Source organism: Weissella oryzae SG25 (assembly GCF_000691805.2).
GTDB lineage: Bacteria > Bacillota > Bacilli > Lactobacillales > Lactobacillaceae > Weissella > Weissella oryzae.
Window position 1 is genome coordinate 1 of record NZ_DF820535.1, and the last position, 424, is coordinate 424.

The 424-nt window shown below is 39.6% G+C and carries 1 protein-coding gene; it reads right to left on the bottom strand.

Going from position 1 to position 424, the window contains the following annotated elements; all coding sequences use genetic code 11:
- The coding region (locus tag TT13_RS11115; RefSeq protein ID WP_190279686.1) for a hypothetical protein at positions 1-424 on the bottom strand (424 nt) is incomplete at both ends.

Below are 424 nucleotides of genomic sequence, written 5' to 3' on the forward strand. Positions count from 1 at the left end.
ATCGGACGTTGAGTCTGAATCGCTGATTGAATCACTTAATGAATCTGATGTTGAGTCACTGTCTGAGATTGAATCACTCATTGAATCGGACGTTGAATCACTGTCTGAGATTGAATCACTCATTGAATCTGATGTTGAATCGCTATCTGAAATTGAGTCACTCATTGAATCTGATGTTGAATCGCTATCTGAAATTGAGTCACTCATTGAATCGGACGTTGAATCGCTATCTGAGATTGAGTCACTCATTGAATCGGACGTTGAATCTGAATCGCTGATTGAATCAGACGTTGAGTCACTATCTGAAATTGAGTCACTCATTGAATCTGATGTTGAATCACTGTCTGAGATTGAGTCACTTAGTGAATCGGACGTTGAATCACTGTCTGAGATTGAATCACTTAGTGAGTCAGACGTTGAGTCA